22 protein-coding genes and 1 tRNA gene are annotated in these 23,428 nt (G+C 62.8%); 8 read left to right on the forward strand and 15 right to left on the reverse strand.

The annotated features are described in order from the left end of the window. Positions 1-71: 71 nt before the first annotated feature. Entirely contained in the window at positions 72-1,397 is a 1,326-nt protein-coding gene (locus BHS09_RS24665; RefSeq protein ID WP_140799289.1) for a PIN domain-containing protein, read from the reverse strand. A gap of 184 nt (positions 1,398-1,581) precedes the next feature. Here BHS09_RS24665 and BHS09_RS24670 point away from each other — a divergent pair, with 184 nt between their 5' ends. From BHS09_RS24670 to BHS09_RS24695, 6 genes are all read left to right on the forward strand, one after another. Beyond that, positions 1,582-2,112, forward strand: coding sequence for a hypothetical protein (locus BHS09_RS24670; RefSeq protein WP_140799290.1), 531 nt, complete (start codon positions 1,582-1,584; stop codon positions 2,110-2,112). Between the two features lie 83 nt (positions 2,113-2,195). Continuing rightward, a complete protein-coding gene (locus tag BHS09_RS24675) occupies positions 2,196-4,205 on the forward strand; it encodes a DNA polymerase I (protein ID WP_140799291.1) in 2,010 nt (669 codons plus the stop codon). Positions 4,206-4,265: 60 nt separating this feature from the next. Further along, positions 4,266-4,439, forward strand: coding sequence for a hypothetical protein (locus BHS09_RS24680; protein WP_174259280.1), 174 nt, complete (start codon positions 4,266-4,268; stop codon positions 4,437-4,439). Then, positions 4,439-4,999, forward strand: coding sequence for a hypothetical protein (locus BHS09_RS24685; RefSeq protein ID WP_140799293.1), 561 nt, complete (start codon positions 4,439-4,441; stop codon positions 4,997-4,999). The genes BHS09_RS24680 and BHS09_RS24685 overlap by 1 nt, the downstream gene beginning before the upstream one ends. A gap of 2 nt (positions 5,000-5,001) precedes the next feature. Then, entirely contained in the window at positions 5,002-5,217 is a 216-nt protein-coding gene (locus tag BHS09_RS24690) for a helix-turn-helix domain-containing protein (RefSeq protein ID WP_140799294.1), read from the forward strand. Then, complete coding sequence (locus BHS09_RS24695; RefSeq protein WP_174260583.1) at positions 5,214-6,434, forward strand: tyrosine-type recombinase/integrase; 1,221 nt, start codon at positions 5,214-5,216, stop codon at positions 6,432-6,434. Before BHS09_RS24690 ends, BHS09_RS24695 begins: the two co-directional genes overlap by 4 nt. A gap of 16 nt (positions 6,435-6,450) precedes the next feature. Here BHS09_RS24695 and BHS09_RS24700 read toward each other — a convergent pair. The 6 genes from BHS09_RS24700 to BHS09_RS24725 form a co-directional block, all read right to left on the reverse strand. Beyond that, a tRNA-Leu gene (locus BHS09_RS24700) sits at positions 6,451-6,536 on the reverse strand. Positions 6,537-6,747: 211 nt separating this feature from the next. Next, positions 6,748-7,962 (reverse strand): serine/threonine protein kinase, encoded by a 1,215-nt coding sequence (locus BHS09_RS24705; RefSeq protein ID WP_140799295.1) that lies wholly within the window; start codon positions 7,960-7,962, stop codon positions 6,748-6,750. 92 nt (positions 7,963-8,054) lie between these two features. Further along, complete coding sequence (locus BHS09_RS24710; protein ID WP_140799296.1) at positions 8,055-9,845, reverse strand: serine/threonine protein kinase; 1,791 nt, start codon at positions 9,843-9,845, stop codon at positions 8,055-8,057. Then, complete coding sequence (locus BHS09_RS24715) at positions 9,842-10,705, reverse strand: DUF2381 family protein (RefSeq protein WP_140799297.1); 864 nt, start codon at positions 10,703-10,705, stop codon at positions 9,842-9,844. Before BHS09_RS24715 ends, BHS09_RS24710 begins: the two co-directional genes overlap by 4 nt. Positions 10,706-10,896: 191 nt before the next feature. Beyond that, entirely contained in the window at positions 10,897-11,466 is a 570-nt protein-coding gene (locus tag BHS09_RS24720; RefSeq protein WP_140799298.1) for an imm11 family protein, read from the reverse strand. 3 nt (positions 11,467-11,469) lie between these two features. Further along, positions 11,470-12,792 carry an AHH domain-containing protein gene (locus tag BHS09_RS24725; protein ID WP_140800757.1) on the reverse strand — a complete coding sequence of 441 codons (1,323 nt, stop codon included), beginning with the start codon at positions 12,790-12,792 and terminating at the stop codon, positions 11,470-11,472. Positions 12,793-13,349: 557 nt separating this feature from the next. Here BHS09_RS24725 and BHS09_RS24730 point away from each other — a divergent pair. After that, complete coding sequence (locus BHS09_RS24730; RefSeq protein ID WP_140799299.1) at positions 13,350-13,700, forward strand: BP74-related protein; 351 nt, start codon at positions 13,350-13,352, stop codon at positions 13,698-13,700. A gap of 90 nt (positions 13,701-13,790) precedes the next feature. Here BHS09_RS24730 and BHS09_RS24735 read toward each other — a convergent pair whose 3' ends face one another. From BHS09_RS24735 to BHS09_RS24750, 4 genes are read right to left on the reverse strand one after another with little or no spacing between them, the layout of a single operon-like run. Then, the gene (locus tag BHS09_RS24735; RefSeq protein ID WP_140799300.1) at positions 13,791-14,093 is read right to left on the reverse strand and encodes a hypothetical protein; all 303 of its coding nucleotides are present in this window, start codon (positions 14,091-14,093) and stop codon (positions 13,791-13,793) included. After that, positions 14,090-14,542, reverse strand: a complete 453-nt coding sequence (locus BHS09_RS24740; protein ID WP_140799301.1) for a hypothetical protein — start codon at positions 14,540-14,542, stop codon at positions 14,090-14,092. Before BHS09_RS24740 ends, BHS09_RS24735 begins: the two co-directional genes overlap by 4 nt. A gap of 12 nt (positions 14,543-14,554) precedes the next feature. Further along, entirely contained in the window at positions 14,555-15,088 is a 534-nt protein-coding gene (locus BHS09_RS24745; RefSeq protein ID WP_140800758.1) for a M15 family metallopeptidase, read from the reverse strand. Beyond that, positions 15,088-15,348 carry a hypothetical protein gene (locus tag BHS09_RS24750; RefSeq protein WP_140799302.1) on the reverse strand — a complete coding sequence of 87 codons (261 nt, stop codon included), beginning with the start codon at positions 15,346-15,348 and terminating at the stop codon, positions 15,088-15,090. The genes BHS09_RS24745 and BHS09_RS24750 overlap by 1 nt, the downstream gene beginning before the upstream one ends. 165 nt (positions 15,349-15,513) lie before the next feature. Between BHS09_RS24750 and BHS09_RS24755 the strand changes: the two genes are divergently transcribed. Then, complete coding sequence (locus BHS09_RS24755) at positions 15,514-16,332, forward strand: Shedu immune nuclease family protein (protein WP_161605169.1); 819 nt, start codon at positions 15,514-15,516, stop codon at positions 16,330-16,332. Between the two features lie 107 nt (positions 16,333-16,439). Here the strand turns inward: BHS09_RS24755 and BHS09_RS24760 are convergent, their stop codons facing one another. From BHS09_RS24760 to BHS09_RS24775, 4 genes are all read right to left on the reverse strand, one after another. Further along, positions 16,440-19,667, reverse strand: coding sequence for a Hint domain-containing protein (locus tag BHS09_RS24760; protein ID WP_237079804.1), 3,228 nt, complete (start codon positions 19,665-19,667; stop codon positions 16,440-16,442). Positions 19,668-19,682: 15 nt separating this feature from the next. Further along, entirely contained in the window at positions 19,683-20,444 is a 762-nt protein-coding gene (locus BHS09_RS24765) for a hypothetical protein (RefSeq protein ID WP_140799305.1), read from the reverse strand. A gap of 1 nt (position 20,445) precedes the next feature. Next, on the reverse strand, positions 20,446-22,824 hold the full coding sequence (locus BHS09_RS24770; protein ID WP_174260584.1) for a phage tail family protein: 2,379 nt from the start codon (positions 22,822-22,824) through the stop codon (positions 20,446-20,448). 221 nt (positions 22,825-23,045) lie between these two features. Then, a complete protein-coding gene (locus tag BHS09_RS24775; protein ID WP_140793746.1) occupies positions 23,046-23,399 on the reverse strand; it encodes a phage tail protein in 354 nt (117 codons plus the stop codon). Positions 23,400-23,428 lie beyond the last annotated feature (29 nt).

The raw sequence follows: 23,428 nt of genomic DNA on the forward strand, positions 1-23,428 counted from the left end.
TCCCCAGCACCTCCAAATTCATATTCGCCCGTCGCAGGATGGTGGCGCTGCCACAGCACTTCAACAGTTAGCTAGTATGAAGTGAGCACAAACGACCCATCATCCTGAATCAGCCCAACAGAAATCTTGGCGCTCACGACAGACTCCCTCAACGTCTGAAGAGGGGCCTCACTAAACTCTGCCGCCATCGGATGGTCAAACACAAGGACCACCCTAACATCATCGGAGAAGAGCAGGCCCTCTTCGGCCGCATCCAACAGCCCCCGAACGCCTTCCCATGTCGCCACATTGCTGAAATACTCAACAATCACATTTTGATACGAACCATCCTTTCGCCGCACAAACATCGTGATCCGCTTTTCCAATCGAACAAAACTTTCAATACTTTGCACATCCGGCTGCTTGAGAACCCACGCCTGAATTGCCTGCGAGACCACTTCAATCTTCCCCATCCGCGCCCGGCGTCGAATTCTGCGTACTTTAGACTCATCCACCGTTGGAGTAGCTTCCTTGCTCTTAACTTCAGCGACAACCTCCTTGGGCGCTCCGAACATCCCCAACACTGTCGCAAGATCAACAATATGAATATTCCTGCCACCCGTAGCATGCCGATACTCTTCAATCAGCTCAAACCGAGGATAGAGCGGGACATTCTCGCTCTGAATCCACCAATCAGACTTACGGTCCGCAGAAACGAAAATCGCATCCACATCCCGGCTTTTTCCGGTTTCGAGAATTGTACTCCAAATCAGATAGTCGCCTACGCCTCGATCTGTTTTTCCCTTGTCCTTAAATCCCGGCGGTAAATTATGAGCATATCGCCGTTCCAGTTCCATGGCTATTTCGCGCTCGCTTAGATTGCCATACTCCAGAACAACCCCAGACCCGAAGAGCTCTTGATAGAGGGCGCTCACGGGGTCATTCCAATGCCATCCTTTAATTTCTTCAAGCAGTGAGTCGATGGCACGATTGTGTTCTCTGACTTTCGCCTGAAGCTCCGCCTCTAGCTTCTTCATTCCCTTATACTGAGACGAATTCTCTAGCAGAGGATATGTAGCATCTGCCAGTCCGTTCATGCGTCTTCTGTTGATCTGTTGATATATCTCCTTGAGCTTCTCTGAGCGATTTTTTGCAAATTCGCGAGCAACCTGCCCGGGAACAACAAGTCTCTTCTCAGAGATCAACTTCCTATAGACCCTCTCAATTTCAACAAGGCTTTCCTTGCCCGTATTGAATGGAACCAACAGAACGTTCGTGTCAAGAACAACGATTGCGGTTGGCTTAATATCTCCTAGAGACTTGGGACGAAACGAGAAGATTGATTCTGGATCTTTATATACTGAACTCAGAACGAGAATTTCTTTACCTGGAGAGGCGTCGCTCTTGTCGTTGGCCATGCCGGCCAATTTGCCAGATTCGACGGCGGCCGCATAGGCAATGGGCCTTGTTGGGTCGCGCAAGACCCGGCCAGTCCGTTGCCGATACGCCCTTGGGTGGGCCACGCTTAGAATCCGCATGCATTTACGTGGGGTCAGCACACTTCGCCGCTGACGCAACCCAAGCCGAAGGGCCCACGTAACCATGAACAACGCACTGACGAAGATTGCCACCGCGCAGGCTGCGGCTGGCGGACGCTACCCGCGCTTCGGTCGCTACCTGCTCGAAGTCGAGGTCATCCGCACGAAGGAGGGCTTCAAGGGCGACTCTGCCATCGCCGAGCTGAAGGTTCGCGAGTCTGAGCCCCTCGCGGGTGGCGAGACTCCGAGCCGACCGGGCGAGACAGTCGACTACGTCGAGAACCTGAGCGACCAGAAGAAGGGCGGCGGCGGGCGCTTTAAGTCCTTCCTGATGACGCTCGTGGGCGCCGACGAGTACGAGTTCGCCAACCCGGCCGCGCTGAAGAAGTTCTTCGACGAGCGACAGGCGGGCACCCACCTTCTGATTCGCTGCGAGGTCTTCCCGAAGCAGCTCCCCGCGAAGGAGGGCCACGCCGGGAAGGTCATCAGCGGCTATCGCTGGTCGCACGTCGAGATGAACGACGAGCAGCTCGCCCAGGCCGAGCACGCGCGCAAGGCGAGCAAGCTCCCCGCGCTCACCGACGCCCTCGCCTGATTCCGGGCGGCGACTGACGGCGCGCTTCCGTCGGCGGCTGGCCCACGACACGGGCCGCTTTCCCATTCCCAAAGGCAGCCTTCATGAATGTCTGGTCCTTCGACACGGAAACGTGGCTGATTCAGCCCGGCTTGCTCGCGCCCCCTCTCGTGTGCGGCAGCATCGCGGCAGCAGCTCCAGGCAGCGAACGACTGCTGGACAAGGCCCAAGCCCGGCAGTTCTTTCGCGAGGCCATCGCCGCGCCTGACACGCACCTCGTTGGCGCAAACCTCGCCTACGACCTGGGCGTCATGGCGGCGGACGACCCGAGCCTCGTTGCGCTCATCTTCGCGGCGCTAGAAGCCGGCCGCCTGCATTGCGTCCAGGTCCGCGAAGCCCTCATCGACATTGCCCGGGGCCTGTACGGAGTGGACCCGTCGACAGGCCGGAAGCTCGACGATGACGAAGGCGCCCGCTACCCGCTCGCGCTTCTCGTGCAGCGCCATCTCGGGCTCGACATCAGCGAGGACAAAAAGAACCCGAAGGCATGGCGGCTTCGCTACGCGGAACTCGACGGCGTGCCTGTCGAGCGCTGGCCGACGGAAGCTGCGGAGTACCCGAAGCGTGACGCCCGCTACACGCTCGACGTCTTCTTCCGGCAGGAGGCCGTTGCCCGCGACACGCCCAACGGCGGCAACCTGCATGCCGAAGCCGAGCAGATGCGCGCCGCCTTCGCGCTCCACCTCGCTTCCATCTGGGGACTCCGAACGAACGGTGACTCGGTAGCCGTGCTGCGGGAGCGGGTGGAGCGGGAATGGAGCGAGAACCGGGCGAAGTTCCAGGCGGCGGGCATCTACCGGGCCGATGGCACCAAAGACTCAAAGCGCCTCGCGGCGCTCGTGACTGCCGCCTACGACGGACAGCCGCCCATCACCGCGCCCAGCGACCGATTCCCCGACGGCCAGGTCGCGACCGACCGCGACACGTTGCTCGGTTCGGGCGACGCGTTGCTTGAGGACTTGGGAAAGAGCGGGCGCGTCGACAAGTACAAGTCGACCTACCTGGACGTCGTCGAAGCGGGCACCTCGCTCCCCATCAATCCGCGCTTCAACGTGCTCGTCAGCACCACGCGCGTTTCGAGCGACTACCAGCAGCTCCCGCAGAAGGGCGGCATCCGAGAGGTCCACGAAGCCCGTCCCGGCTTCGTCTACTGCTCGGTCGACTACGGCGGGCTTGAGCTTCGCACCATGGCTCAGCGGGCCATCTGGGAACTCGGCTTCTCGAAGATGGCCGAAGCGCTGAACAGCGGGCTCGACGTCCACACCCTTGCCGCGGCTGAATTCCTCGGGGCGAGCTACGACGAGCTGCTTTCGAAGGTGAAGTCGAAAGAGCCCCTCGCGGTCGCCTTCCGCCAGCTCGCGAAAATTCTCAACTTCGGCAAGGGTGGCGGGATGACGGGCGGCTCGCTCGTCTACAACGCACGCGCGAAGGACCGGGTTTCCTTCTGCCTGCTGGCGAAGCGCGCAGACGTCTGCGGCGTCGAGCGCGTCGTCATCACCGTCCAGCGCAAGCCGAAGATGGTCTGCCGGGCCTGCGTCGAAGTGGCCAAGGAACTGGACACGAAGTGGCTCAACGCGTGGCCTGAGCAGCGCGAGCTACAGCAACGAGCGAAGTCGCGCACCTACGGGGGCGGGTTCGCCGATGTGATGATTCCGGGGGCCAACATCCTGCGCGGCGGGTGCGGCTACACGCAGATTCTCAACACGCCATTCCAGGGACTCGGCGCTGTCGGGTGCAAGCTCGCCATGTGGCGCGTCAGCCGCGAGATGTACGTCGACCGCCGCTCGGCGCTCTACGGCTCGCGACTCGTCCTCATGGTGCATGACGAGCTGATTAGCGAGCTGCTCGCCAATGACGCCCAGCGGATGCACGACGCAGCCGAGCGCAAGGCGTACCTGATGCGCGAGGCGATGAAGGAGACGACTCCCGACCTGGCACCGGCAATCGAAGCCGAGCCCGCGCTGTCCCGCATCATGTCGAAGGACGTCGCCACCGTGCGCGACAGCTCCGGGCGGCTGCTCGTCTGGGAGCCACCAACAAAGCGCGCTGCCTGAACCACGGCCGAAATCCGCACCCATTTAGGGAGCAAACGCCCTCCCTAACAGGTGCAACGCATGGCCAAGCCAACCGACGCGCTCGAACAGCTCCCGCCCACCCTCTGCCCGTATCTCGACGCCGACCTCGACGACACGGTCGCCTTCGATGTCGTCGACTTCGCCGAGCTGCGGCTGCTGTCCGCGCTGAAAGGTGAAGCGGCCTCCCCTCACCTCCTGGTGGCGGCCCGCTGATGCCGACGACTCGGAATCTACTGGTGGCGCTCGACCCTGGGCTTCGCGAGTGCGGCGTCGCGCTCTTCGACCTGGACTCGGGCGAGCTGCTCGCGGCGGCCATGCCCACGAATCCCGAGCGGAGGGCCCGTGGGCTTGCGGCATGGGCGACCATGGCGGGAGCAGTCGCCGCGTTCGTTTCGTCGTTCCTGGAGCCGCTCAGGGCCGCTGGCGTGGCTGTTTCCGTCACCTTCGCGAGCGAGTGCCCCCAGGTCTACACAGCTGGCAAATCCAAGGGCGACCCGAACGACCTGATTGAACTCGCGGGCGTCGTCGGCCGGGTTGCCGGTGGGCTCAGCGCGACGAGTGAGCGCAGCTTCCTGCCTCGCGACTGGAAGGGCACGCTCGACGGTGACGTCATGGTCGAGCGCATCAAAGCGCGCATCGGCGAGCGACCGCATGAACACCTGCGGGTGCAACTCCCGCGCTCCCAGGACAAGCACCACAACGTTTGGGACGCCGTCGGCATCGGCCTTCACGTCGTCGGCCGACTCGCGCCCCGGAAGGTCTTCCCGAGGTAGCCATGCCCGTTACCCAAGAAGCTCCCCCTGAGTTCCTCACGGTCGACGAGGCCGCAGCACTTCTGCGCGTGAACCGAAAAACGCTCTACGAGTCGATTCGGCTGGGTCAGGTGCCGGGCGTCGTTCGCATCGGGAAAGCGCTGCGAATCCAGCATGCCGCGCTGGTAGAGTCCCCCGCCGGGAAGGGCCGCGATTCTGCGCTTTGGAGTCGACGATGAGCGCCAGGTTGCGGAAGTGGACGACGAAGGAAGGAAAGTCTGAGGAGGCGTGGCAAGTGGACTTCGTGTTTCAGCATGCGGACGGACGGAAACAGCGAGTCGTGAAGTTCTCGCCCGTCCAGACCCGTCGGGGTGCTGAGCAATACGAACGCGAGCTGCGCAGCGCCTTGCTCAACGGGACTTTCGGAAAGGAGCAGTGCGGCGAGGAAAGCCCCATCACGCTTGCGGACTTCACTCCGCGGCTCCTCACCTACAGCGAGAACAACAACAAGCACTCAAGCGTCGACAGTAAACGACAGATTCTCAGAGACCATATCCTCCCCTTCTTCGGGAAGGTGGCGCTCGCGAACATCCGCTTGGCCGAAATCGAAGACTTCAAGGCGCACATGCGCAAGAAGAAGTCGGCTGCTCACAAGCGGAAGGACTCCGCGTCAAAGCGAGCCATCCGGAAGCGGCAGCGTAGCGAGCCCAAGCCCCTGAGTCTGAAGACCATCAACAACGTGCTGACCGTGCTTCACAAGCTCCTGACACTCGCAGAAGAGCATGGGGTCATCCGGCAGGCGCCGCGCGTAAAGCCCTTTGGGAAGCTACCGAAGCCTCCCTTCGACTTCCTGAGCTTTGAGGAAGCGGATCAGCTTCTCGCCGTCGCTGAGCCCGAATGGCGCACGTTGCTGCTCGTCGCCATCAAGACGGGGCTTCGGCAGGGAGAGCTGATCGGGCTCCAGTGGAACGACCTGACCCTCGCGCGGGGCCTGCTTCACGTTCGCAGGACCATCTGGCGCGGAATTGAGGGCTTGCCGAAGGGTGGGCGTGAACGGACGGTCGACTTGCCTGCCTCCGTGGTTGATGCGCTCAACGACCACCGGCACCGTCGGGGGCGGTTCGTCTTCTGTCAGGAGGACGGGCAGCCACTCACCAAGGGCAAGATGGCGGCACCGCTGGGTCGCGCCCTCCGGGCGGCGGGCATCACCCGCGAAGTGGGGCAAATCGGCTGGCACGATCTGCGCCATACCTACGGCAGCCATCTCGCGATGAGGGGTGTCCCGCTGAAGGTGATTCAGGAGCTGATGGGGCACGCGACCATCGAGATGACGAATCGCTACGCCCACCTGAGCCCCGACACTCGGAGAGAGGCAGTCGCCGTTTTGGACCGGCCTCTCGCTCTGCCGTGCGACATACGTGCAACATGGAAGGAGGCCGCTCCTAACCGCACGTAATTACTGAAGAATTCAATGCACGAGCCGGGGATCGAACCCGGACGGCCCTTACGGGCCAGCGGATTTTAAGTCCGCTGCGTCTGCCAGTTCCGCCACTCGTGCCCAGTAAAATTGGGTGCTTACTGGTCCCAGTTGGCTCCACCTTGTTGGAAGAAAGTTGGAACGACGGGAACGGCATCGGTCCACTACATCTCCCTTCATGAACGATGAGGGGCACTTCACTCCCAGTGGCAGCACCAATCCGGCCGGAGGATCCTGGACCGGCTCCGCGCCACCAGCAAGCCGAAAGCACCTGGGCGGGGAAGCCTTGTGGCTAGGACGTCGTCACGTCATCCGGGTGGCGCTTGCCGCGACCCCGAGGCGGCGTGAGCCCCAGCGCATCCAGCGCCTCTTCTGCCTGAGCCGCACGCGCCCTGAGTTCCGCAGCGGCGTCGGCCTTAGTGAAGGTACCCCCAATCCAGGCAGCCAGGTCTGCGGCCAGCTCACCGGCAGACTGGTAGCGCTCGCGGGGGGAGACCCGAAGAAGCCGGTTCAGCGTCACGCGAAGCCCCTGGGGAAGCCCCTCCGTCATCGCGTCCACGTCAGCATCCGTCAGCGTCGCGGCACGCCAAATCGCGTCCTCCACCATGGGGGACGCCCCGGCCAGCGTGGCCCGCTTGATTGCCTGAACGACTCGCCGACGCCTCTTCACGGACAATGAGCCCATGACCTCGGGCGTGATGGCATCGGGGTGGAAGAGCAGATTCTTCCCCGTCGCCATTTCGAGCAGCACCACCCCCAACATGAAGAGGTCCGAGCGCGCGTCGACGGGCCCGCCAAGCAGCATCTCAGGCGACGAATAGAAGTAGTCCCCTCGCGGGCCGCGAACAGAGGAAGCCACGCGCCCCGGCAAGTTGGACAGCGCGAGACCGAAGTCGCCGAGCCGAACCGTCCCGTCCCAGTCCATGAAGATGTGCGCGACGTCGATGGCTCGGTGAACGATGTTCAACGGGCGTCCGCTGGCATCCTTCGCCGTGTGCGCGTGCTCAAGAGCTGCCGCCACCTGCGAGCCTACGAACATCACGAAGAGGGGCGAGAACCATCGACGGCACTCGACCACGAGCGTCAGCAGCTCGTTCAGCGAGTTCCCGGATGGATGCTCAGCGCTGACGTACCAGTAGCCCTCGACCTTGTGGAGCCCGTGGACCTTGAGGATTGCCGGGTGAGAGAGAGAGGCGGCAAGACGAACCTGCTCATCAAGCTTTGCTCGCGCCCGCCGAACCCGCCCCCCTTCCTTCTCCGATGGCGCAGGAACCGCCTTCAGCAGCACCTTTCCCCGAGGCTCCCCCGAGGAGTTTCGCAGCCGCGCCACGAAGAGGGACATCCCATGGTGCGTCGGCCCCAAGTCCTCGCGGAACTCGTAGCCGACGCCATCCGCCGAGAAGAGAATCGCCCCTGGCGGGATCTTGAACTCGATTGCTTTCGACATGCCGTTTCCCCTCGTGCGCAGACTCGCGACCAACGCGGCAAGGGAAGCTACCTGCCGCATCCAGCCGAGGGAACGCCTTCACAGGTCATCAGGACAAAACGGCTTGCTCGGCCCAATTTCGGCCTCCTACCTATTACGTCCTTTCGAGGCTCTCACGGCCAGCGGTCCACGACGTATCCGCCCCCGGAGTTGAACGCCTTCACTCGGCCATCTTCGTAGCCCTTGGCAGGCGACTCGACCACGAAGCAGACGGGGCGTTCGTCCTGTCCCGGCAGCTTCACCCGGTCGTAACGGATGACGAGCGCAGGCCCCTCCGAGCGCCCCATGCGGTCAGAGAGGAAATACGCCTTCCCGTAGAAGAGTGTCCCGGGCGGCGCGAAGGCTCGTTGCGGCCGTGCAACTCCCTTGGGAACAACCCCCACCACGTCAGCCCCTGCGGTGAACCAAACTTCGTCGTAAGGCCCCTGGCGACTGTCAAGAGTGAGGGTGAATGGCTGGTTAATCTCCCAGCGAAGGTCTTCCCGCATCGTCTCTTCCGCACCAGACGGGCAGGTGAACGACTCGGGCCGAATCTGAGCCCCGGGGCAGCCTGCCGCGAGCGCCGCGACGAGCGTCATCGTCGCGCAGTCGGCAACAGCGGTCGCCCTCGGCTTCCCGCCCGGCGGGCGTCCTTGGGTCGGGGCCTTGGGTGACGGAGTCGTCTTCACGGTTGAACCTTCCTTCGGAGCGGCAGTCTCAGGGCCCGTCAGCAGCACAGGCGGGGGGCTAGGAGGTGACATAGCAGGGGCGGCCGATACGAGCGGCGCGGAATGTGGGGAACTGGGAGGCGGTGGCGCACTAGCAACCTGCGGCTCTCGTGGCTGCGTCCGTTCCCCTCGGCTGAGCCAGAAGCCCCCGGCTACGACAAGGGCGATGAGGGCAGCGAGGCCCCCCAAGAGCCCGCGCCATCCCCGGCCAGAACGCATAGGCGCCCCAGGAAGGCTTGCGTTCGCAACTGCGGGCATCTGCTGGTCCGGTAGCGCCGACTGCCGCTGCTCGGATGGTGGATGCACCGGGGTCAGATACTCCGCGCTCGAATAGGCCAGGAGTTCGCCCAGCTCACGACGTAGAGCCTCTGAGTCGACGGGACGCTTGGCCGGGTCACGCGACAGGATGCTCGCCACGAGGTCGTTTAGCGCTTCCGGCACGCGCCCATTCAACGCACGCGCGGGTGGGGGCAATGCGACTGTACTGTTGAGCGAAAAGCGCGCTTGAATCTCGGTCGGGCGGGGGTCTGTCAGCAGTTCATAGAGCATTGCTCCGACCGCGAAGATCTCGTCCGCGACACGAAATGCGTACTTCGCGCGATGCTCTGCCTTGTGCTCCCGGAGCCATTTGAATTGCTCAGGCGCGCGAAAACGGTCCGTGCCCGGGGGCAAGCCAGCATCCGTAAGCTCTTCGGCCAATGAGTAGTTCGCACAGCTAAAATCAATGACAACTGGCTCTCCATCGCTCTTTCGAATCAGAACGTTGGACAGCTTCAAATCCCGATGCAGGACGCCACGACTGTGCATGTATGACAGTGCGGAGCAAAGCTTGTCGAAGACCTGCAAGACCTCCCGCACCGTGGGGTGTTTCCGCTCTGCCCACTCCGCTAGCGTCCAACCATCAATGTATTCAAGCGCGAGATAGACGTTCCCATGCTCGGAGTATCCGTACCCACGATGCTTGACGATGTTCGGATGGTCCAGGAGGAGAAGCGCCGAAAGCTCCCGGAGCGTCCTGGCATGAGTTTGCTTGTCGTCCCCGCTTGAATCCCGGTGACGCGCCAGCTTGAGCGCGCTCCTCCGGCCGTTCTTCTCAACGAGGAAGACGACTGCAAACCCTCCGTTTCCAAGCTCCCTGATGACACGCCAGCCGTCAACGGACATTCCAGCACGCGGGAATATCGAAATCACGTTCATGGCGTCGCCCCAGAGGCGGCCTTCGGGAAGCGCACATTGGGAATCTTGAGCGTGCGCCCATCTCCAACCAACTCCAAAGCAAAAACCGGGCTTACAGGCAATTGCGGCAGGTCAGCCACCACCAACACTGGTCGCTCCTCTCCTGGCTGAATCGCTGTTGTATCTGCCATCACAATCCGGGCGCGGAGCGGCAACCCAACTCTGCCCGTCAACATCGCCTCTCTTGGAAGCCATGGCGACTGCCCAGAAAAGTTCGTCACTCTCGCATCTATCAGCACCCATCCCTTCCCCCGATAGGCTATCGCCGACTGCACATGAAAGCCTCGTCCTGCGTCGGCATAACCCTTAATTGGCGTTGCTGAGACACCTTCCTTGTCGACAAGTCCAAGCAACACGAAGTCTTCGGGTTGAGGTGCTCGCGGTTCGTCAACGGGGCATGCCGCACCCGCCAATTCTGGACGCTGAACATTGATCTGAATGTCCACTTCGGCCGGGTCCGTCACCAGCGAGAAAGCAGCTCGCGCGGGCGCCCTGCCGTCCGCAAAGAAGACCCCGACTTCGTAGCGCTCGCCTTCGGCAAGGTCGGCCACCGGCTGAACGATGACCGACCGCTCCCCGGCATCTAGGACGTGAATCCTCGACTCGTCGAAGGTGAGCGTCTTCCGGTTGATGGGGGCCGGGAACAGGAAGACCGTCGGTGTGTCGCGCGCCACCCGGACGACAGGAAGGGCATCGGCGGGGCTACTGGCGACGACCACTGAGCGCTTGCGTACAGCGCGCTCCACTTGGGCCGCCGCGACTGGCGTCGCAGTCCCCCACACGAGAACAAGAGTAAGGACCAATCTGGCCGGTTGGCTCAAGGGCGCATGACCTCCCGGTGCCAGAAGCTACCACCAGGAAGCCGCGCGCAGTGGGACCATCTACCGCGCCCCGCTCCCGGGAGAGTCAGGCGCCCCCTTGTGCCCAACGGAACGCCCCTCGCGCAAAGCAACTCGCCCCGGCGCAACTGTGAGCGGCACCGGGGCGAGGTCAGGGACTGCGGTGGGGCGGTTCAGACCTCCTCGAACTTGCCTCCGAAGATGCCGTTCGCTTCGAGGGCATCCTTGATCTCTTCGTCAACGATGATCGGCGAGTGCCATCCCCACGTCCGGAACACACGCGCATCCCCCACCTTTGACGTGTCAATCCGAAGCCCCATGACCGATTGGTATTCGCCTACTCGTTCCGTGTACTCATCTGCGGTTCGAATTTGAACCTCCTCGCATGCAGCATCATCAATGCAGCGAATCGTTCGAGACACATTGAGCAAGAAGTAGGGCTTCGATTCTCCTTCGACATCCACGGAGAAAAGCTGCACATCGAAAGGTGCCATCTCACGAAATACTGAGGCAACCCGAGCACTGACGATGGGCGTCCGTCCGGCCCCCGCTGTTGTAAAATCCAAGGCGTTCCCAGCACGGGACACCGGGATACGCAGCCTCTCGCGCAAGTCTACAGAAACCCCTTCGGTGAACTGCCAAATGTCTTCAATCTCTTCACCTTGACTGTTCGTTGGGTCCGAAAAATACCAACGCCCTGGGACAGAGACGTCGATCTGCAAATTAAAGAAGCGTCGTTTCACAGCTTAGTCCTCGGCGCCTTTGGTGACTAGCTTTCTCAGCTTGGAGCTTGGACGCATTAGGTCTCTAGCAATCTTTTCTAACGCCCCAACCAGCGCGGCTCGACACTTTTCGGCGCCCCGACATCCACGGGTAGCACTGTCAATGCGAGCAAGCACCTCTTCGTGGTACTTCTGGGGGTGAGGCCCCTTGTGACCTCTGATTCGAACGAGATTCGCATTGTCATTGAGACTCATCCTAGCTCGGTTGAAAATGTCCTGGAAGAGCGGAGTCCACGGCCCACCAGTCGCATCGGAAACAGTGTTCTTATCAGTGCAGATGTGATGCACCTTGCCGTCGGGGTCGCCCTGGATGCCTCCAACAGCGCCCACCACTGCCCCAGCGCCTTCGCCTGCGCCCATCGCAACCGCGGCAACCGCTGTCGGTGCGAGCGTCACGTTCAGCACCCCGGCCGACGAAATCGAGATCGCCTGAACCTCCCCGGCCAGCGCGCCCGATAGCTGGAAGCCCCCCTCAAGCTGCGCCCGGGAAGCCGCCTGAGCGAAGCCCGGCATCTTCGGTCCCTGCGCCGCCATCGCGCTCTTCCCGCCCAGCGCGGACAGCGCGACTATTACCAGGACACGGGCCCCGTTGTCCCCGAGCACCTTCCCGAAGCGATGCCCTGCCCTCTCCAGGTCCGCGAAGCCCGCCGCGTCCCGAGACTCGTCGAGCAACCTAAGAAACCCCTGCCCGAGATTCCACACCGGCCCCGTCCCAAGATAGGCAATCAGCGAGGCCGTAAGGGCAATCGCGATGACCTTCGTAATGGGCTCGGGCGCGACCAACATCACGAGCGCCGTTCCGATTATCGTCGTGACCATCGCCCGCAGGGCGGCAGGGTTCACCATGTCCCGAATCGCGTCCTCGACGCCCACCCACACTGTGTCGAGTGCGAAGTAGAGCGCGAGCATTCGCCGTTCAGAGGGGCCCAGCGAGAACCCACCGGCAAGCATGCTCAGGCAGCTATGGGGCTCGTCTTGCCGCTGGCAAATGCGCTCGTATGCCGAGGGGGCCGACCTGCCTTGCACGCCGTCAACGAAGCCCCCAGACGATGCGAGCAACGAGCGGCGACCGTCTTCCTCAACCTCCCTGAAGGCGACGTCTAACCTCATGTCGAGCACGAGCTGCGCAACAGCCCGCCTGAACTCGTCTTTGCCTATCTCGACAGGGTCGGACTCAACTGGCGTGAAGGCGATAGGCTCTCCGCGCCCAGTGTTCAGATGCACGACACGAGTCGACGCGCACCCGCTCGCAAACAGCAACAGTGCAGCAATTCCTAAAGCTCTCATGTAGCCCCCGGGCCAGCCGCCAGAACCTGACAGGCGATAAGCGACATAGCAGCCGGGGCTGACGACCTCAGTCATCTAAAGTACAAACACCAACCCTTGAGGTCTACACACGTTCACCGCTTAGCACGACGGTTCTTCGTGGGCCTTGTCTGGAAATCCTGAATGCAAGTACCATGGCAGTACTACGAACCATGAGCGGGCGACTCTCTGTGGGTTGCCCGTAGAACTCCCCGCTTTGGGCGAACCCAATTGACGGGCGGAAAAGCGCACGCGCGGAACAGTCAGAAGCCATTGCACAGTGCGGGGTGGACTATTGAGAGGTCCCACGAATACGACTGCTCACTCGCTTTATCGACGTAAAGCGCGAGGATCAGATGCGGCGACAACATTAACAGGCATGGAGCCGTTTACACCCACCGAGGGGTCATCTTCGACCATTCCGTGTGGCTATCCTGGCCACACTCACCACCCTACGACGCAACTACCCACACGACCAATAGACTTGAATTCACATTCACGCTCAACTACGTACGCCACCCCATTCACAGGAGACTTAGATGACTAAGCCAGTCCGCTTCGCATTCACCCAACCAAGCTCACCGGGCGTCGAGTTCATCATCGAGTTGACGGACGAGAATACGATTTCCCATGCACGAAAGATTCTCTCGGGAGAAGAGAAGAACGAGATTCACGTTCATGGACGCATCATCAAGAGGTCCCAGCCGTACAACCCGAAGTTTTCATTCCATCTGGACCCGAGCACCATCCGGTTCTTCTCGATGGCCATTGAGGTCTGCGACGCGAACATGGTGTACGTGGAGGACCACTTGGATGAAGCGGGAGGCGCATTCCTGCCAGGGGGCCACTGGTGCCCGTGGGACTCCAAGCTGGCACGTGAGCTGATTTGAGGTAAGAAAGCTGGTGGGCGGCTGCGGTGTGTACGTAGTTCACGGCGTCGCGAGGTCCCAGACCAACCGCGCCGATTCCGCAGCCGCCCGCTATCGCTCCGCGAGCTTCGCAACGGCGAACCCGGCCCCAAGCCCGGCAAGCAGGGCCACGACGGCGACCGTGAAGGACACGTCCCCCGCCTGCTGGCGTAACGATTCGTTTTCGGCGCGCAGCCGCTCAAGCTCCGAAGCGGTTCGAATGCAGCGGCTCTCCGACAGCCAGCAGCCGCCCTCCACCTCGACGGCTGCCGTACCTCCATCCGGGAAGAGCTGAGCGCGCTCGACGCTGATGACCTCCGAGCCCGACGCGGGAAGCGCGAGCAGCACGGCCAGCACGAGCGCGCGGAGCTTCACTTGTCTTCCCGGGTGTCGAGCTGCTCAAGCACAGCAATCGCTGCGGCCTTCTCCGCGACCTGCCCAGCAGCAATCGCGCCCGCCAGCTCGGCGCGGGCAATGGCGGCGCTCCCGAACAGAATCTGCTTGATGATGGTGAAGCCACCAGCAGCCGTCAGGGCGACTTGCAGCGCCGTCAGCATCAGTGCCAGCGAGAACGGCGCCCCAGCAGCGAGCGCGTTCGCTACCGCTCCGGCGAGGGAGACGCCAAGCACGAGGACGGCGCCGCCCCTGTCGGTATTGAAGAACGGGACGAACCCGCCACCGAACTTCCGCAGCAGGTAGACGAGCACCACCACCACCAGGGCGGCGAGCAGCGCGTAGTTCCGGCTCGTCACCGCATCGAGAAGAAGGCGCGCGAACTCCTCGAACTGCTCGGGGTTCGGCCCGATTACACCAGCGTCAACCATGTTGCCTCCGGGTTAGAAGCCCAGCCGCTCCAGTTCGGCCGCGAGCTTCGGGTTTGCTGCACGCCACTTCGGCGACAGGCGCTCGGCATCGAGGCGAGCCCACACGTCACCGAGGGAACTCTGTTGGACCAGGGTGCGAAGCGGCGTGAGCTGAAGCGCGCTCACGTAGCCCGGCCACTGCACATGGGGGGAGTCGCCGAACCTGCCGCCCCAGACGAGTCCCGCATTCGTGGCTTCCTCACCCAGCACGCGGTAAGCCGACTCGCGCCAATCCGGCTGAACGCCAGGTCGCGGGCTCGCGTCACAAACGAAGTCGAAGGCGAGGCCGTAGTTGTGCGCGGAAAAGCCTGCGGGTGATGCCTTGCCGCCCTTCCCCGCCACGTACAGCCGACGCAGCTCTGCCTGCTCCGACAGGTCCCGGAAGCCATGCGTCGCGACGTAGCGAACGCCCCGGGCCGCACAGCGCGTGATGACCTCCAAGGACACCACGACGAACGGCAGGAAGACGCGGTCAAGGGCGACCCGCTCGAAGTTCGCATGGGTCATCACGAGCCCCGCCCACCCGACTGGGACATGCGAAGCAGCTCCAGTTCGACGACCTGCTGAACCTGAGCCGGGAGCCCACGGGTGAACTCGTCGCGCCACCGACGCAGTGCGCCCAACTCCACGGCCACGGCATTGATGCGCTCGTCCTGCCGCGCGACCTTCTCAACGAGTGCGCGAATCTCTCCGACCAGGGACTTCGCAGCCCAGGTTATGACGCCCACGCCCGCCGTTCCAAGCAGGGAGCCGACTACGAGTTGCACGGACTGAGTCTCTTCTGCGGTCACAGCGCCACCGGGTCAAAGGGTGCCCCGGGTAAATGCGTGCGACTTCTGGAAGTGGCTCGGCGGCAAGCGCTTTTCGCTGCCTCCACTCGCCCTCCCCTCTGCTAGCCTTCACCTACCTCGTCCATGGTTCGGACCCCACCTATGCCACCAAAACTTAAATCAGTATCTCCAACCGAAGAGTTCGAAACCTTGATTGGCGGAGGATATACAGAGCCCAAGCTCCAAGAGTTCCTTGAAAAGAACCCCCTGTTCATCCCACAAATAAGACTATTAAATCACGGACTCCACCTAGAGTGCATGATAAGCCAGTTTCCGCTCGGCACAGAGCTAAAGACGGATTTTGTCTACATAACAAAAAGCTCTGTAAGGTGGGAAGTAGTCCTGATCGAAATTGAGCGACCAGACAAAAAACTTTTCACGAAAAATCGCGACCAAGTCACACCAACAGCAGAACTCACAAGCGCACAGGCACAAATCGACACGTGGGATGACTTCATCAAAAAGAACCGCAACGAAGTCATTCGAAAACTAAAACCTCTCTTGATTCCTATCGGCATGGAGGAAAACGAAATCACATTCCGCTTCATCCTCATCATAGGTCGGAGCGATCAACTCAAAGGGGACCAAGCCAGGAAAGACCGATGGGCGAGCTACTCTAATAACGCTCGCGAACTCATGACCTTCGACAGCATGCTGCGATACTACGTTCGACAAGAAAAGCACCTGCCCAAGCTCAAAAAACCAAACATACTCTCCCTAAAAAAACGACGTTTCTCGCTCAAGTACATGCACCACCTCCCCTTCGGCCTCTTTTCCCACCTTGGCCCCGATCGACTAAAGATAAAGGACCGGCAGAGAGAGAGACTGATAAATGCCGGATACGAAATTTCCGCATGGGAGAATGGTGAGCTACTAAGCATAAACGGCAAGTGGACCAAGTATCCCCCTTCGTCTCCGTAGTTTCTACCGGGCGACTGCAGATGCACTGGATCCCGCAAAGCCATTTCATCCAAGAACAAGCGGAACGAGAAGCGGCGGCAGCATGCAGCCGCACTTCCGGGTGGCTCTCAAGTACGAGGCTTGAGGTTGTGCGCAAGCAACCCCTGAACAACGTAGGTCTTGGCGAAGCGAACGGTGATCTTCATCACGTCGCCAGCGGCCGAAGGTTTTACGCGCGCCACCCGTCCCGGAGCGGCTCCATCAATCGTCTCCCCGGGACGAAGCTCGTCGGTGCGAGTCCAGCCGCGCTCGAACGTCCGCCAGCGATGGTCCGGCGTCACGACGAGCACACGCCCATCCGTCATGGTGAGCGTGCAGCGCGCCGCCTGATGCCTGCTGACGTTCGTCACTTCGAAGATGCCGCCATCTCTCTCGTGCTCGTGCATGGTGAGCACTCGCATCCCGGGACGAAGCACTTCGGCGGGCACTTCGGAACCATCAGCGAGCAACACCGGCTCCCACGGCGCGACACAGGTTCCGTGCGAGCCCCCGCCACCTCCACCGCCGCCAGTCGGCGTTGACGCGGGGCCCGTTGCACTCCGAAGCATGTTGACGTTGTAGCTGCTCGGCGGGAAGAACCACCGCTCGGCGCTGTAGCCGCTCGCATTGTGGAGACGCACCTTCAGGTAAAGCAGCCTGTTCGCCATGGCGTCCCGCAGCCGGTTGAACCTGTCGCCATACATGAAGGTAAAGCCCGCGCTCGTCGCGTTGCTGGCATCGCCGTCGACTGCTCCGTTCTGATACTTGCGATCAGCCAGAGGCACCGACGTCCCATAGAGCCATTGGGGCGCGTTGCTGTCGCTATATGCCCAGTAGAACCCCACCTCCATGAAGCGCAGCGCATCGAGGTTGTCGCTCACCGCCTGCGGCTGAAGGACTGCGTGATAGTGCGCCCAGGTGAAGTTCGCCGCGCCACCAGCCGCCCCGGCAATCGCGAAGCCCTCAAGCACCTGGATGTTGAGCCGGTCGATGTTCGGCACGCCCTCGTTGTTGCCTCGGTAGTAGATGCGGCTTCCCGTGTCGGCGAGTGCCTGAACCGAACGGAAGAAGCCATCGCTCAGGTAGTAGCGCCCCACCTGGACGTTGTTCGAGGCCACCTTGAGCGTCGTTCCGACGTTGTCGAGCTTCGCCCCGGCCGTGGGTATGCCGCTGCCGTCCTCGGCGTAGTTGGACGTCTTCAGCGTGTTCGCCGCGAGCAAGTCGAAGGTGACCATCTTCCGCATGGAGACGGCGTCGAAGTAGAGCCGTTTGCCCACGTCGGCCGCCGCCACCTGGGTTTCCCAGAAGAGCTGAACCCCCGTGCAACCGGCCGGGCACGTCCCCTTCACGGTGACACGCCGGTATGTCGTCCCAACCTGCCCCAGAAAGACGCCCGTATTCTGGCCCGCGTAGACGCCGCTTCCGTCCTCCCACAGCAGGTGAAGGGTTCCCATGCCCCCGACGGTGATGGACGACGCCTTGACGTAGACCTCGGCGAAGAACTCGTCCCCAGGGGAGCACTTGAGCCGCCCGCCAGGAACCGTTGAGCCATACCCGCCCGTCCAACTCATGCCCGGCCACGCCCCTGTGTTCGCCAGCTCCACCCGGCGCACCCAACGGCCCACCCGGGCATTAACGGGGTCCTCGACAAGCCTGTCTCCGTCGGGCGACTTCCCCACGGCGCGAATGCCCGCTTCGTTGTAGCCGTTCGGAATGAGGTTGTCGGTGGGCGGGTACAGCAGGTGCTGGAAGCCGACCGCGGCATCGCTCAGCGACGCGCCCTCAAGCTGCTTCGGCGTGACGGCGAGCTGAGGCGACGCGTTCCCTCGATTGCCGAAGCGGTCCCGGGGCACCACGCGCACGAAGTAGGTCGCCCCCGGCATCAGGTCGAACACACCGAATGCCGTCGTGTCGAACGTCCCTCGCAGGGTGGAGCTGCTCGGCGTAAAGCCGCTGGACCTCGAAACGTGCAGCTCATACCCCGAAGCAACTGGGCCACTCGAAGCCGGGGTGAGGGACAGCGAGAAGCCATTCACGACGGCTGTCACGTTGATGTTCAGCGGGAGCAGAGGCGGGGACGTGTGCGCGGGCTCGCCCAGCCCGGGGCGCGTATCCATCTCCAGCCACATGGAGATTCCGAAGGAGGGCTTCCCGCGCGTTGTAAGCGTCGTGCGTGCATCCCCCTCTGCCGAGAAGACGTGGCGAAACCCGGTGACCGCCAGGTTCTGCGCGTCCGAGTAGTGAACGCCGTTGGGGAGGAACCGAAAGAGGTCGCCCAGCTCCACCGGCAGGAAGAAGTCGAGGTCGATTTCCTGCTCGGCGAGCGGCTCGCACAAGTCGGACAGGGCCGCTTCCGCCATCTTCCGCGCTTCAACCTCGCGGTCGATGTTGCTCGAAGCCCCTTCGGCAATCTGCATGTAGCGCACGCCATAGGCGGCCTGACTCGCGGCGTCCTCAACGACGACACTCTTCGTCTTCACATGCCCAGCGACGTCCAAGTCGCCCGCGTCCGAAAAGACGACCTCCACTCTGTTGCGGACGTCCGTCCTGCTGGCGGCGAGCTTCGCGACGTCACGGTAGTCGTCCGGACCGAAGGTCCACGCGAGGGGCGGATTCGTGCGGTTGGGCTCGGAGAACGTCAGGGCGAATGTTCCGCTCGACTCGCGCCAGCGATAGCGCGCCTCCCAGCCAATCTGCTGAGCCAGGTCGCGAACGGCGTCGAGGACACTCGCCTTCTTCTGCGCGTACTGACGAAGCCTCCACCCGGGGGACACTGGGGTATGGAGCACCACGCCCGCCCCGCCGTCCGTCAGGATGGCCTGCATCACCACCTCCACGGCAACGCCCTGGACGTCGTCACCGTAGGCCCGCTCAGCCTCAATGAATGTGTCCTGGAGTCGGCCGCCCAAGTCACGCCCACGGAAGACGAGCTGCTCACCAGCGAAGTCGACTTCGTCGATGTCGCCGTGAAAAAGCGTGTGCCACTCGCTCCCGCTGGGCGACATGCCGATGGGGGAAACCGCAGCCTCGACGGTGAACTCTCGCCCCGGCCGGATGAGCTGCCCGTTTGCGGCATTCAGCTTCGAGTCGGCCCGGAGCGGGGCCACGCTGAAGAGTTCAATCTGCCGCTTGAGCGTCACCGTCGCGGCCGAAACGGGCTGGTCAACGTCCTCGTCCACCTCGACGGCGTCGAGAAAGTCGCGGCCCTCAAGCTGGCTCAGATTCCGCCACGTCCCCGCGTCGTCGAGCACCTTCACCCGAACATGGGAAGCGTGTCCGGCCGGGCTCGTGAGCGCCGCCAATCCCTGAGACGACATGCTGCGCATGGCTTCCTAAACCTCTCGCAAGGTGAATTCGAGCCGCTCGCCGATGACGCGCGCCCCTTCGTGGATGAATTCGACGAACTCGCCGTCCCGCACTTCGCCAAGCACCTTCGTCTCGCCGACGCGGAAGGCCCCGCCCGCAGTCAGGTACGGCAACGCGCTCCAGGCGCGAGCCGAGTGCCACGCGGCCACCTCCGGAACCCATGCGTCCGGCGCCATGAACGGCAGTCCGACGACGTCGTCGAAGCGCCGCAGGTTGGCAGCCCCAGTCAAAGACAGTGAGCCACTGGAGACGGTCAGCCCGCCCGCGCTCGCCGAAGCCGTCCCCTGCATCCAGCGCGCCCCATCGCTCCGGTTGATGACCTGGAGCCAGACGCCTCCCGTGGCATCGAAGAAATGGTGCAGCGTCGTCCAGCGGGGCCCGAGCTGCATCGCCCAGGAGCAAGACACGCCCAGGGGCAGCTCGAAGCCGCCACCGAAGCGCGCGCCTTGAAAGAGGCTCCCCGTCGCAATCGATGGGGCAAGGCCCCGACTCGTGAAGGTGTCGACGTCGAACGCGAGTGCATGGCCGTCCCCGGCAATCAGCCCACGAAAGGCCAACGCCTCGACGGACGACAGAGGCCCCGTCTTGAACTCCCACTCTTGGCGCGTCGCGCGGCGCCCAAGGCGGTAGACGCCGCTGAACGAGCGCGAGTCGACGCCGATGCTCACCTGTCTACGCCGTCCCTCGACAACGGGCACGGTGATGCCATTCAAGCGCAGAAAGGGCATCTCAATATCTCCCATTCAGCCACTCGCCATTGCCGCGACGTCGGCCCGCTTCGCGCTTCATTTCGATATAAACTTGTCGCGCTGTCTCGGCGGGGTCATGCGCGGCCTGAATCACAATCTGCCCAACGCTGACGTTGCCGCCGCTCACCGGAACAGCCGGACTCGACGTGACGGGCGAGGCACCATGCGGCCTCTGCGGCTGCCCGGAGATGGGGTCCTGTGCGTTGAACCTCGCGAGCGCCACCTTGAATCCGGAGGGAACGTTGCTGAGCGCCTCGGTCGCCTTCTTCGTGGCGTTGGCGTTCTCCCACTGAGCGACAGCGGCGGCTGAGTTCGCGGCGGCCGACTCGTAAGTCGTATCTCGCAGCGTGTTCAACGCCCCGTCGACCTGGTCCATGGGGACTTTCATGCTGTCGAGGCCCCGCGCCATCTTCTCGAAGGCACCACCGACAAGCGGAATCTTGCTGAGCGCCCGGAAGACACCGGCAATGAAACCGATGATGCCGTTCCACACCGTGCCTACTCCCTTCACGACGTAGAGAATCCCCATCGCCACGATTCGCACGACGGCGAAAAACGCCTTCATGATGGGGCCCGCGAGCAGCGCCAGCGGCTGCGTCAGCGCGACGAGAATCTGCCCCAACACGCTGATGAGCGGGGCGAGTCCCTGGAAGAGCGTGCCAAGCACCTCCAGCACCGGGGCAATCGCCTGGAGCGGCGCGAGCAGCATTTCGAGCACCGGAACAATTGCGTCGAGCAGCGGCGCCACCATGTTGAAGGCGGACGCGAGGAGCGGCAGCACGGGGGCCAGCACGCGGCCGATGGCATCGGCAACGAACTGGATGAAGCTCGCCGTCATTTGAATCAGCGTGGCAAACGTCGAGCTTTGTGCGAGCAACTCGGCGACAACGGCGATGACGCCGCCCCACACGCCCCCCACGAGCATCCCTTGCTCGAAGCGCTCGAACAGCTCGTAGAGCCCGCCCAGGGCCTGCGTGAAGCGGCTCGTGAGGGAGCGCTTCGCTTCGTCGACAGCGCGCGCCAGCGCGTCCGCGAGTTCCTTCGCCTTCTTCCGGGCGACCTGTTCGATGACTGCCGCGACGTTGCCGACGCTCGTCAGGAACTCCTTCGCGTTGAAGTTCCCAATCTGGACGCGGCCCGCTTCGATTTCCGGTCCAGCGGATGGCGTGCGCAGCTTGCCCTTCGGCCTGCTGAGCATGTCGTCGAAGACGCCGCCGAACTTCTCACGAAGGAACGCCGCAGCGTCACCGCCGAGCAGCTTCACGCCATCGAAGGCGTAGCCCGCGCCATAGGAGACGTCCGCCCAAACTGAAGAGAAGCCGTCCTTCAACTTGCCGAGTGCGCCGTCGGCGAAGCCCTTCAGCCCGCCGAGCAGCGCGGCGCCGTTCAGGTCCTTCAACCCCTCAAGCGAGGCCGCGACGCCGTCGAGGTTGAGCGCGCGGGCCAGAGGCGCCGCCATGCGTGCCAGGTTGCGCACCACGAAGGCGAACGTTTCGAGCTGCCCGCGTGCCCACGTCCCGACAATGGCCCCAAGCCCCGTGAAGAGTTCCCGGAAGAAGGCCACCGCGCGCCCTGCAACTTCGGTGACGCCTCTCCATGCCGACACGAAAGCGTCGCGCATGCCGGTGCTCGCGTCGTTCCACGCCTTGTAAAGCGTGCCCGCGAGCATCACGACGCCTGCAACGGCGAGCGCGACAGCCGCCAGAGGCGCAGCCACCACGAGGATTCGCGCGGCGGCATTGCGGAAGGCGGCAGCAAAGCCCGCGTCGACCTGCTCAGCCCCCTTCGCCACTTTCTTCAGGTTGCCTTCAACAACGGGCGTCTCCCCACGGACAAAGCCGGAGAAGCGCACGACTGCCTTTCCCGCGCCGTCCAGCGCAGGGACGACAACCGTATTCACGATTTCGGCAGTGCTCTTAACGACGCCAGCGGCAGTCCCCAGCGCGCCACCCGCGAGCGCCGCCGCAGTCCCCCACGCCAGCATTGTCCCAACGGACTGCTTCACGGCCGGGTCAAGCCGTTGGAACCACCCGAGCGCGTGTTCAAGGACTTCGGAGAGTCTCTCGATATGCGGAAGGATGGCTTCGCCGATTTCAGCGAAGACATTGGTGAAGATGAGCTTGATTCTGTCGAGCCGCTCGGTGACGCCGCTATCGAACTCAGCCACCGCGGCAAGGGCGCTGTACAGGCCCACGCTGAACAGCCCGCCGATTGCGCCAATCTTCTTCCCGAGCTTCTCGACCTTGTCGGCAGTCTGAGCGACGTCCGCGACGACGCGCCGCATGGACTTGGAGAACTCGCCAACGGCGGCCGTGACGACGATATACAAGTCGCCAACTTTCAAACCGCCGCCAGCCATGACGAATCACCTCTTGCGCAAACGCCGAATGGATTGCTGGCCCGGCTGCGACGCGCCTGGAGCCGGTTGGTGGGAAGAGCGCCTTTCGAGTTCGTCAGCCTCTCTTCGCGCATAGGCGACGAGCCCGACGACATCCTCGTAAGGCATTTCACGGACTGCGTCGGGCGGCAGTTTCAGGAGAGAGGCAACCCCGTAGAGCAGGCTCGCTTCGGGGTCGCTGTCTATTTTCCCCGCATCTTCTCTTCGCTCACGTTGAAGACGTCCGTCAGGTCCGTCGCGAGGTCTTCAAGCCACGACTCGTCGAGCAGCTCGTCGATGTCGTTGACGGAGAACATGGGGCGGCCCGTCTCCGCGTCGTGAAGCACGCAGACGGCGATGCGCCCCAGCATCCGCGCTCCGGCCCTGTCTCCAGTCGGCTCGTTCTTCTCCGTCATCTCCCCAGCCTCGCGGGCCTGCTCAATCAGCCGCAGCCGGTCGCCCATCGTCGGCTTGATGATGTTCACCTTGACGCCGTCCACCTCCACCGACTTCAGGACGCGACGATTCTTCGCAAGCAGCTTGTGCTTGTTCGACATGGACTCTCCTCTTTCAGTTGAAACGAGAC

The organism is Myxococcus xanthus (genome assembly GCF_006402735.1).
Classification (GTDB): Bacteria; Myxococcota; Myxococcia; order Myxococcales; family Myxococcaceae; genus Myxococcus; species Myxococcus xanthus_A.

Coding starts and splice junctions, on each gene's coding strand:
- BHS09_RS24665 (WP_140799289.1), bottom strand. CDS start 1,397: ATGGCCAACGACAAGAGCGACGCCTCTCCAGGTAAAGAAATTCTCGTT.
- BHS09_RS24670 (WP_140799290.1), top strand. CDS start 1,582: ATGAACAACGCACTGACGAAGATTGCCACCGCGCAGGCTGCGGCTGGC.
- BHS09_RS24675 (WP_140799291.1), top strand. CDS start 2,196: ATGAATGTCTGGTCCTTCGACACGGAAACGTGGCTGATTCAGCCCGGC.
- BHS09_RS24680 (WP_174259280.1), top strand. CDS start 4,266: ATGGCCAAGCCAACCGACGCGCTCGAACAGCTCCCGCCCACCCTCTGC.
- BHS09_RS24685 (WP_140799293.1), top strand. CDS start 4,439: ATGCCGACGACTCGGAATCTACTGGTGGCGCTCGACCCTGGGCTTCGC.
- BHS09_RS24690 (WP_140799294.1), top strand. CDS start 5,002: ATGCCCGTTACCCAAGAAGCTCCCCCTGAGTTCCTCACGGTCGACGAG.
- BHS09_RS24695 (WP_174260583.1), top strand. CDS start 5,214: ATGAGCGCCAGGTTGCGGAAGTGGACGACGAAGGAAGGAAAGTCTGAG.
- BHS09_RS24705 (WP_140799295.1), bottom strand. CDS start 7,962: ATGCGGCAGGTAGCTTCCCTTGCCGCGTTGGTCGCGAGTCTGCGCACG.
- BHS09_RS24710 (WP_140799296.1), bottom strand. CDS start 9,845: ATGAACGTGATTTCGATATTCCCGCGTGCTGGAATGTCCGTTGACGGC.
- BHS09_RS24725 (WP_140800757.1), bottom strand. CDS start 12,792: ATGAGAGCTTTAGGAATTGCTGCACTGTTGCTGTTTGCGAGCGGGTGC.
- BHS09_RS24730 (WP_140799299.1), top strand. CDS start 13,350: ATGACTAAGCCAGTCCGCTTCGCATTCACCCAACCAAGCTCACCGGGC.
- BHS09_RS24740 (WP_140799301.1), bottom strand. CDS start 14,542: ATGGTTGACGCTGGTGTAATCGGGCCGAACCCCGAGCAGTTCGAGGAG.
- BHS09_RS24745 (WP_140800758.1), bottom strand. CDS start 15,088: ATGACCCATGCGAACTTCGAGCGGGTCGCCCTTGACCGCGTCTTCCTG.
- BHS09_RS24755 (WP_161605169.1), top strand. CDS start 15,514: ATGCCACCAAAACTTAAATCAGTATCTCCAACCGAAGAGTTCGAAACC.
- BHS09_RS24760 (WP_237079804.1), bottom strand. CDS start 19,667: ATGTCGTCTCAGGGATTGGCGGCGCTCACGAGCCCGGCCGGACACGCT.
- BHS09_RS24765 (WP_140799305.1), bottom strand. CDS start 20,444: ATGCCCTTTCTGCGCTTGAATGGCATCACCGTGCCCGTTGTCGAGGGA.
- BHS09_RS24770 (WP_174260584.1), bottom strand. CDS start 22,824: ATGGCTGGCGGCGGTTTGAAAGTTGGCGACTTGTATATCGTCGTCACG.
- BHS09_RS24775 (WP_140793746.1), bottom strand. CDS start 23,399: ATGTCGAACAAGCACAAGCTGCTTGCGAAGAATCGTCGCGTCCTGAAG.